Annotated in this window: 8 protein-coding genes and 1 pseudogene; 5 read left to right on the top strand and 4 right to left on the bottom strand. The window is 43.4% G+C overall.

Going from position 1 to position 7,729, the window contains the following annotated elements:
• Positions 1-30: 30 nt before the first annotated feature.
• From VB714_RS13860 to VB714_RS13870, 3 genes and pseudogenes are all read right to left on the bottom strand, one after another.
• Positions 31-1,032: pseudogene (locus tag VB714_RS13860) on the bottom strand (FHA domain-containing protein).
• A gap of 173 nt (positions 1,033-1,205) precedes the next feature.
• The gene (locus VB714_RS13865; protein WP_323225114.1) at positions 1,206-1,931 is read right to left on the bottom strand and encodes a DUF3120 domain-containing protein; all 726 of its coding nucleotides are present in this window, start codon (positions 1,929-1,931) and stop codon (positions 1,206-1,208) included.
• Positions 1,932-2,016: 85 nt separating this feature from the next.
• Positions 2,017-3,849: a glycosyltransferase family 39 protein gene (locus VB714_RS13870; protein ID WP_323225117.1), complete on the bottom strand. Its 1,833-nt coding sequence runs from the start codon at positions 3,847-3,849 to the stop codon at positions 2,017-2,019.
• 308 nt (positions 3,850-4,157) lie between these two features.
• On the opposite strand from VB714_RS13870, the gene VB714_RS13875 reads away from it, so the two are divergent.
• From VB714_RS13875 to VB714_RS13895, 5 genes are read left to right on the top strand one after another with little or no spacing between them, the layout of a single operon-like run.
• On the top strand, positions 4,158-5,228 hold the full coding sequence (locus tag VB714_RS13875) for a glycosyltransferase family 1 protein (protein WP_323225118.1): 1,071 nt from the start codon (positions 4,158-4,160) through the stop codon (positions 5,226-5,228).
• A 32-nt stretch (positions 5,229-5,260) separates the two neighbouring features.
• Positions 5,261-5,683: a BlaI/MecI/CopY family transcriptional regulator gene (locus VB714_RS13880; RefSeq protein WP_323225120.1), complete on the top strand. Its 423-nt coding sequence runs from the start codon at positions 5,261-5,263 to the stop codon at positions 5,681-5,683.
• Entirely contained in the window at positions 5,683-6,537 is an 855-nt protein-coding gene (locus VB714_RS13885; RefSeq protein ID WP_323225122.1) for a M56 family metallopeptidase, read from the top strand. Before VB714_RS13880 ends, VB714_RS13885 begins: the two co-directional genes overlap by 1 nt.
• A 25-nt stretch (positions 6,538-6,562) precedes the next feature.
• A complete protein-coding gene (locus VB714_RS13890; RefSeq protein WP_204103493.1) occupies positions 6,563-6,895 on the top strand; it encodes a DUF433 domain-containing protein in 333 nt (110 codons plus the stop codon).
• A complete protein-coding gene (locus tag VB714_RS13895; RefSeq protein ID WP_323225125.1) occupies positions 6,888-7,193 on the top strand; it encodes a DUF5615 family PIN-like protein in 306 nt (101 codons plus the stop codon). The genes VB714_RS13890 and VB714_RS13895 overlap by 8 nt, the downstream gene beginning before the upstream one ends.
• Here the strand turns inward: VB714_RS13895 and VB714_RS13900 are convergent.
• Positions 7,175-7,729, bottom strand: a 555-nt coding sequence (locus VB714_RS13900; RefSeq protein WP_323225128.1) for an IS200/IS605 family accessory protein TnpB-related protein, incomplete at its 5' end; no start/stop codon positions are given. The genes VB714_RS13895 and VB714_RS13900 overlap by 19 nt on opposite strands.

Here is a 7,729-nt window from a genome sequence, read left to right on the forward strand (position 1 = left end):
TCCCCCAACTCCCCACACTCCCCACACTCCCTACTCCCCATTCTCCTTAAAATTATCCCAAAGGATTTTATCCAAGAGAAAATTATCTAACTCTTCAAAAGTAGAAGCGTAGGTAATAGTAGGCGTTTCGTAGCCTTTGAGGTGAACCGTATGCTGTCGAAAACGCTGCTGTGCTTTGCCGACTTCGATAAGATAATCATAAGTTGTTTCCCCCAGGGCAATATCTCGCTGAATTTGTTTCGTTCAAGACTCTAAACGAAACGCTGTATTCACCGTATCGCCGATCGCCGTATAATCGGGGCGATCGCCGGTGCCTGTATTCCCCACCATTGCATAACCTGTATTAATCCCTGCCCCAATTCTTAACTGAAAGGGCAAAGGATAATGATTGCCGAGATCGTGGGTCATTTTGTTGAGATCGCTAATGGCTTGGAAAATTTGGATAATTTCTTCTTTGGCAATTCCTGTTTCACCGTGAAACCAGAGAGACATCACCGCATCGCCAATATATTTATCTACCCAACTGCCTGAGTCGCGAATAATCCCCCCAGCTTGCCTAAACCAGTCCCCGATTAGACTTGAGAGAACTTTTTCATCCAGTTTTCGCGCTAGAACTGTAAAATCGCGGATATCTACTACCATTACTGACATTAAACGGCGAACATGGAGTACAGAGGTAGAGGTTTCCTTACCCACGAATTCAGAGGTTTTTGGACTTTCTTTGGGAGGACAGCGAAAGTCTAATTCTGTTTGCCCGAAGGTGATGCGATCGCCATTTCTGAGGATCATGGGAATACTAACCCGGCGACCGTTAACAAATGTACCATTCCGACTACCGAGGTCGATTAAGTAAAAATCTCCGGTTTCAGTACATTGCAACATGGAATGATTCCGGGAAATCCAGCGATCCCGAATGACAAAATTATTATCTTCGTTACGTCCTACTGTCCAGTGATTGCTACCAACCAAAGGAAGATAGCGGTTGCCACTGGCAGTGCGAAGAATCAGGTAAGGGGTAGATCCCGTAGTCATGCGGGAGGTTAAGGTAAGGGCTGAGGGCAAAATTGGCTTTGTCTTGGGTACATTTTAGAGTTGATTTTGACAATCTGCATCAGAAATATATTGATTCTTGTTCATTTCTACTAATCTTTTATACTTCATTTTGCCTTCTTCATACTTCTAAAATTTCTTTATCCTGTGCCTTATCATGCTTGGGAAACCAGCAACCAGAATAACCCATCAACGAGAATTGTACTCAAGACGGCTCCCCCAAATGCCCACCAATGTTGTTTTTGGTTTTGGAGCGATCGCATTCCTAGGATAAATAATAGGGACAGCAATGCGATGGCGCAACTCAATCCCCAAGGGGTTTCAATTTGGGCGATCGCGTTATGGAAAATTTCGGGTGCTAATTCTGGTTCCACTTGCATGATTTGCCGCCAATAGGGGATTAATCCGGTTAAATAAAAGTAAAGATCGGTGATGGCTGTTCCCAATAAGGAGCCTAAATAAAATAAGTTGCCTACTTTCCCCCAGCCGCGTTTGAGTCCCCAGAGGGCGATGGGAAGGGCGATCGCTTCTATGGGAAGATGTAGAAAGGGTTCCCAGCGCAACCAACCCCAATACAATGATCCTGCCAGCCAACTCCAGCTAAAACCGAGAAGGATATCCCCCCACAGTTGATATTTTGGCGATCGCCATAAGCAATAAGCCAGTACAAACCAACCGACTGTCAGCAGCAAACTCAATTCAGGAAATGAACGCACTAAGGGTGCCTGAAAAAAGACAGGGACAGAAACAAGAAAACCTGAAGCTGCAAAGATGCGCCAGAGTTGACTTTGAAGGGGCTGAGAGTTAGCAAAGAATGGTGAGATTCGCTGGGGTGGGGTTAGCCCTGTTGTGGTTGAGGAGAGTAGAATTTTAGTAAACAAGATTATGTAAATATTTATTAAGGTTTTTTAATTTTCCTCAATATAACACGATCTTGCGAAAGAGGTCTAATTCTCTTTAAATTCCCTATGGGTTTCGCTGTAAAATTGTATCGCGATTGACGCGAATGAGTTGATAACTTCCTTTTCCTTCTAAATATTCATAATCTTGCGATCGCAGATTGCTTTCTCGAGTTTTATCGGGACGACTGAGAATAAGGATAGGATAATCTTGAGGGCGATCGCTAACTTTTTCTTTTAAACGCTTCAAGAAATGAGGAGTATGAGAAAAGAAGGTAACGGGACGTTGGGAATAAAAAACAATACTGGGTTTTTGAAAGCCAATCATCACAAATTCTTCTTGGGGTTGTTCGACTCGGGCGGCTAATCTGGCCAGTTCTCTTAAGGGTTTCTGGCGCAAATTATCGGCAAAGTAGGAAGCAGGAATAAGAGTAAAAATAATGAAGCAAAATAAAGCAATAAAATTGACGCAAAATATCCAGCGCCAATTTTTTTGATGCAATAAGAGGAAGGCGATCGCCACGGCACCTAGACTCCAAATTAATGCTCCTATTTCTGGCAAAATACTTTTAATGGCATCTTCTGCTAAAGTTAATGCTGCGGGATCGTAGCCGATGGCAAAGGGTCCGTAGAGACAACCAGCGACGAGTAATAATAAGAAAATAACATTGGCTATTCCTGTGATGAAAAAGCTATTATCTTTTCGCTGTTTTAAATCTGGCGATCGCGTCAATTCTTGACTCCACAGCAATGCCACTAAAACCGATGCACCAGGAAGTAAAGGTAAAGTGTAACTGGGAAGTTTGGTAACAGCGACAGAGAAAAAGATAAAAATTATGGCAAACCAATAAAAACAGAACAAGCCGAAATGAGCCGATCGCGGTTGTTGCTGCCAAAAAGATCGCCGCCAAAATCGCAATCTGGCGATCGCGATCGGCACATATAACGACCAAGGTAAAAATCCAATCAACACCACCAGAAAATAGAAATACCAAGGTGCTGAATGGTGATTAACGACATGGGTAAAACGTTCAATATTATGGTAGCCAAAGAAGGAATCGATATATACTTGGCCATTCGCTAAAATAACAGCAATAAACCAAGGAATTGTAATAATACTAAAGAGAATTGCCCCAAAAACTAGCTTTGCTTCCTTGGCAACTTCTCGGAATTTCCCCACATAAAACAAAAAAGCTAAAATCGTCAAGCCAGGCACAACAATGCCCACTGGTCCTTTGGTTAAAACCGCCAAAGCCAAAAGCACATAAAAAGCAATATACCAACGATTGGGAAATGGGGAATTAGATGTTATTTTTTCCCCAACTGGTGACGGCATCGAATAGCCCCAAAAAAAGCAGAAAATTGCGCTATTCATGCAGGCAGAAAGCAGCATATCCGAAACGCCTGTTCTCCCCCAAGCCATTGTTTGTAAATTGAGTGCCATTAGTGCAGATCCGATCCAGGCTGAAAGCCAAAGCTGGCGCTGAGTTTGAGGAGAATTGGGTTCCGTGGTAACGGCTTTGGGAGAGGGAAAACCAAACCTTCGCAGGGTGAAAAAACCGAGAATTGTCATGGCGATCGCAGACAATGCAGAAGGTAAACGCGCCCCCCATTCATTGACTCCGACAATCTTATAGGCGATCGCCATCAACCAATACACCAGAGGGGGTTTATCGAAGCGTGTCGCCCCGTTAAAATAGGGGGTAATCCAATCCCCCGTAACGGTCATTTGACGGGCTGCTTCAGCGAAAAGAGGTTCGGTTTCGTCCACCAAACCAACACTACCCAAACCCCATAAAAAAGCAACAAAACAGGTCACTCCCAACAAGATTCCTGAAAACCACCAATTGCGCTGGGGATATTTCTCAAATTTTTGCCACCAGTCTTTCAAAATACCCATTACTCTTGAATGTGTGTGAAGTTCCTACTGTAGCAAAGTTTCTTAATAAATTGTCCCCTAAATGCGATCGCCGCATTCTCTTCTAATCGGTAAAATTAGCTTATAATATCAAACATGAGAGAATTAGAACAATGCGCCAGAATTAGTTATTGAAACAGCGCAATCTTGATGTGAAATTAAAACTATCCGATCGCAGAAAATAGAGTTGGGTTGCAGCAGAATAAGAAAATTCTGGCAATACCACTAAATTTCTGCAAAGTATAGGTATGCTGTAGGATGAAACAACCAATTGAAAGGGATAAGCCTTCGTGCTGGTTAATCTATCAGTTCTCTTTTCCAAACCAACAGGAATCACTAATTATACCCGCAACCTTTACCCTCACCTCAAATCTCTCGATCCGATTCTTTTGAGTGCCGAGGAGATACTGGGATATGATTGCTATCCCATTCCGAGGAACTTAACCCCGGAATATGGAACGCAAGGGCATATTTTACGCTTGTTATGGACGCAATTTCGCCTACCCTCAATTTATCGAAAACTGCGATCGCGCCTCCTATTTTCCCCAGTCCCTGAAGCCCCGCTTTACAGTCGGTGTCGTTTCATTGTCATGGTACACGACCTCATTCCCCTACGGTTTCCCAATCGGAAATCTCGCCTCAATTATTATCATCGTTATGCCTTACCGAGGGTAGTTTCCCAAGCCAGACATATTATCTGTAATTCTGTTGCCACCGCTAACGATCTGATTGACTTTTGTGATGTGTCTGCCAACAAAATCACCCCTATTCCTCTAGCTTACGATCGCCAACATTTTCGCCCCGTTGAACTCATCCCGAGGCGAGGTCGCCCTTATTTTCTCTATTTGGGACGACAAGACCCCTATAAAAATATCGAACGTCTCCTCAAAGCCTTTGCGGATCTTCCCAATTGTAAGGATTATGAACTGTGGCTGGCAGGTCCTACAGACGAACGCTATACACCTCGCTGGCAGGAGTTGACACGGGAATTAGATATCCGAGAAGAAGTCAAATTTATGGAGTATGTCCCCTATGAAAAACTGCCAATTTTGCTCAATGGCGCGATCGCCCTTGTTTTTCCTTCTCTTTGGGAAGGTTTTGGCCTGCCTCTTTTAGAAGCGATGGCCTGCGGGACTCCTGTGATTACCTCAAATATTTCTTCTCTTCCCGAAGTTACTGGAGAAGCTGCCCTTTTAGTCGATCCCTACAATAGCCAAGAAATTACTGCCGCAATGAATACAATGGTTACAGATATCGCCTTCCGAGATAATTTAAGCGAATTAGGCTTATTACGTGCCAGCGAATTTAGTTGGGCAAAAACTGGAGCAAAAACTGTTGAAGTTTTACAACCATTTTTATAGAATTGATAATTGATAATTGAGTTACTAAATTAATGTCCCCACTCCCCGATCGCCGCCCCAAAAAGCTCTCTCTCGGTCCCCTAGAACGGGAAATTTTGCAAATTCTCTGGGATTTTAACTGTGCTACGGTTAAAGAAATTCACGAACGCATTTTAACCGATCCCGATCGCGAACTTGCCTATACTTCCGTGACAACAGTTCTCAATCGTTTGGAAAAGAAAGGTTGGGTCAAAAGCGAAAAAAGAGGCCGGGCATTTTATTGGACTCCTTTAGTTTCTTGTCAAGAGGCTAAAGTATTACATTCCCACGATCGCCTCAATAATTTTTTAGCGATTAGTAATCCCGATATTGTTGCTGCTTTCGCCGATAGTCTTGATGCGGGAAGTGTCGAACAAATTGAAGCGATCGCTTCTCGTTTACGTGCGGTTCGTCAACAGAGAGAGGAGGAAAAATAATGCACTTATTCTTGATTCTTATCGTTTTGAGTGGCGCGATCGCCTTCCGTTTGAGTTGGCAAGGAAACGCTCAAACATGGAGCGATCGGTGGCACTCGGCTTTATTTGCTTTCCTGTTACCTCCCTTATTATTATTAATGACTGCGATCGCGATCGCCCTCATGGGCTATCGCGGGCAAATGATCGGCATGGAAACAGGAAGATTGAGTTATTATCTGGCGATCGCCTATCTCATTTTCGTGCTTTTTTCAGGAATGAAGGCGCTAGGGGATGGGTTAACTGCTCTGAAAATGATTCGTTCCTATCCTCAAATAAAATTACACCTCAATCGCCAAGAAATACAAGCACGTTTATTAGAGGATTCCGGCTTATATAGCGCTCAAATCGGCTTCTTTCAGCCAGAATTAGTAATTAGTCAGGGTTTACTAGAAAGTCTCGATGAAGAGCATTTAGAAGCCGTTTTAAACCACGAACAGGCACACTGTTATTATCGCGATACCTTCTGCTTTTTTGGGTTGGGATGGTTGCGTCGCATAACCCCTTGGCTGCCAAATACAGAGTCATTATGGCAAGAACTTTTGGCGTTGCGAGAATTACGTGCCGATCGCTGGGCTTGTCAACAAGTTGATGGCTTAGTTTTAGCCGAATCTCTATTACTAACTGTAAGCGCCCCTTTCCGAGAGTTTTCTAGTTTTACTGCTGAATTTAATCGCCCTTATTCCCGCGATCGCCTACAAGAAAGAGTTGATGCTTTATTATCAGAACCCGATCGCATAGACGATTTTAAATGGTTAGATTGGAGTGGATTGGCGATCGCTTTATTGCCTCTTATTTTCATCCCATTTCATTATTAATAAGTGAATTGGCACTTTCTCGGTCATGAACGCAAAATTAGTCGAATCCCTAGCTGAAGCGGTTAATGCTCTCTCACCGGAAGATTATGCCTTGTTTCAGTCCACCTTGATTGCAAAAACCATCCAAAAAACCCTCGGTGTTTGTGGTGGTCACGCCCGCATTCGCAACACGAGAATTGCAGTCTGGACGTTAATTTCTCTGGCAAAACAAGGGATGAATGAAGACGCATTAGCGAGGGATTTTCCAGGATTAACTCAGTTTGATCTGTTAGCTGCACGAACCTATTATCGAACCAATACAGAAGAAATTGATGCTCTGATTGCCTCCCACCATAGCAAGGATGATTGGGATGTTTAAGTTTTATGCCAATGAAAACTTATCAGCCGGATTGGTGAATGAGTTGCGACGATTGGGGTATGATGTTTTAACCTCTTACGAAGCGGGAAATGCAAACCAAGGAATTGCGGACGATCGCGTCTTAAAAATGGCAACGGAAAGCGATCGCTGCGTGGTAACATTCAATCGAGATGATTTCCTCAATTTGCATCTTAGTGGTATCGAACATGGGGGGATTGTCGTTTGTAAAGACGATCCAGATTGCATGAGTTTAGTACAGGTAGTGAATACACCCGCTCATCATCCTTCGGATAGATGAGGGGCTTCACTCTCCCATAACGTAGAGAGAGTGACGGGTATTCTCCGTTTGTCTGAGGAGCTTTTGCCATCAGACAACTGACGACCATTTCTGTGCGCCAGTTTGCGTTTCCAAGCCCAATATCTCGCACCAATGTTCTGGCTGCCATTGAGGTCAGCATTATATTGCTTACCAGAAGTAAATTGAGCATTGGCATAATTAGTTTTCGAGCGCTTCACTTTTCCCGAACCATCATAAGCCCAAGAAGAAGTCCCTCTTGGGTAAACTAACTCGACTTTTCCACCTAATTCTTCAAACTTTTCCGTAGTTAATTGTACCAACCAACGATGCAACCAACCATGAAATTTTTGTTTGAGATTTGAGCGCTTTCTTCCCCCTTTGGGTCGCCAACCTTTAAGGTTTTCAAAAACAATAACGTTTGCACCATAAATCAAAGCCAAATTAACAATTTGACGAGAAATTTGTTGGGCAATTTCTTTGTTGATTCGGTGACACTTCGAGTAAGTTTTTTGGCAAAATCTAGGAGGGAGTTTTCC

The organism is Spirulina sp. 06S082, assembly GCF_034932145.1.
Taxonomy (GTDB): Bacteria; Cyanobacteriota; Cyanobacteriia; order Cyanobacteriales; family Spirulinaceae; genus CCY15215.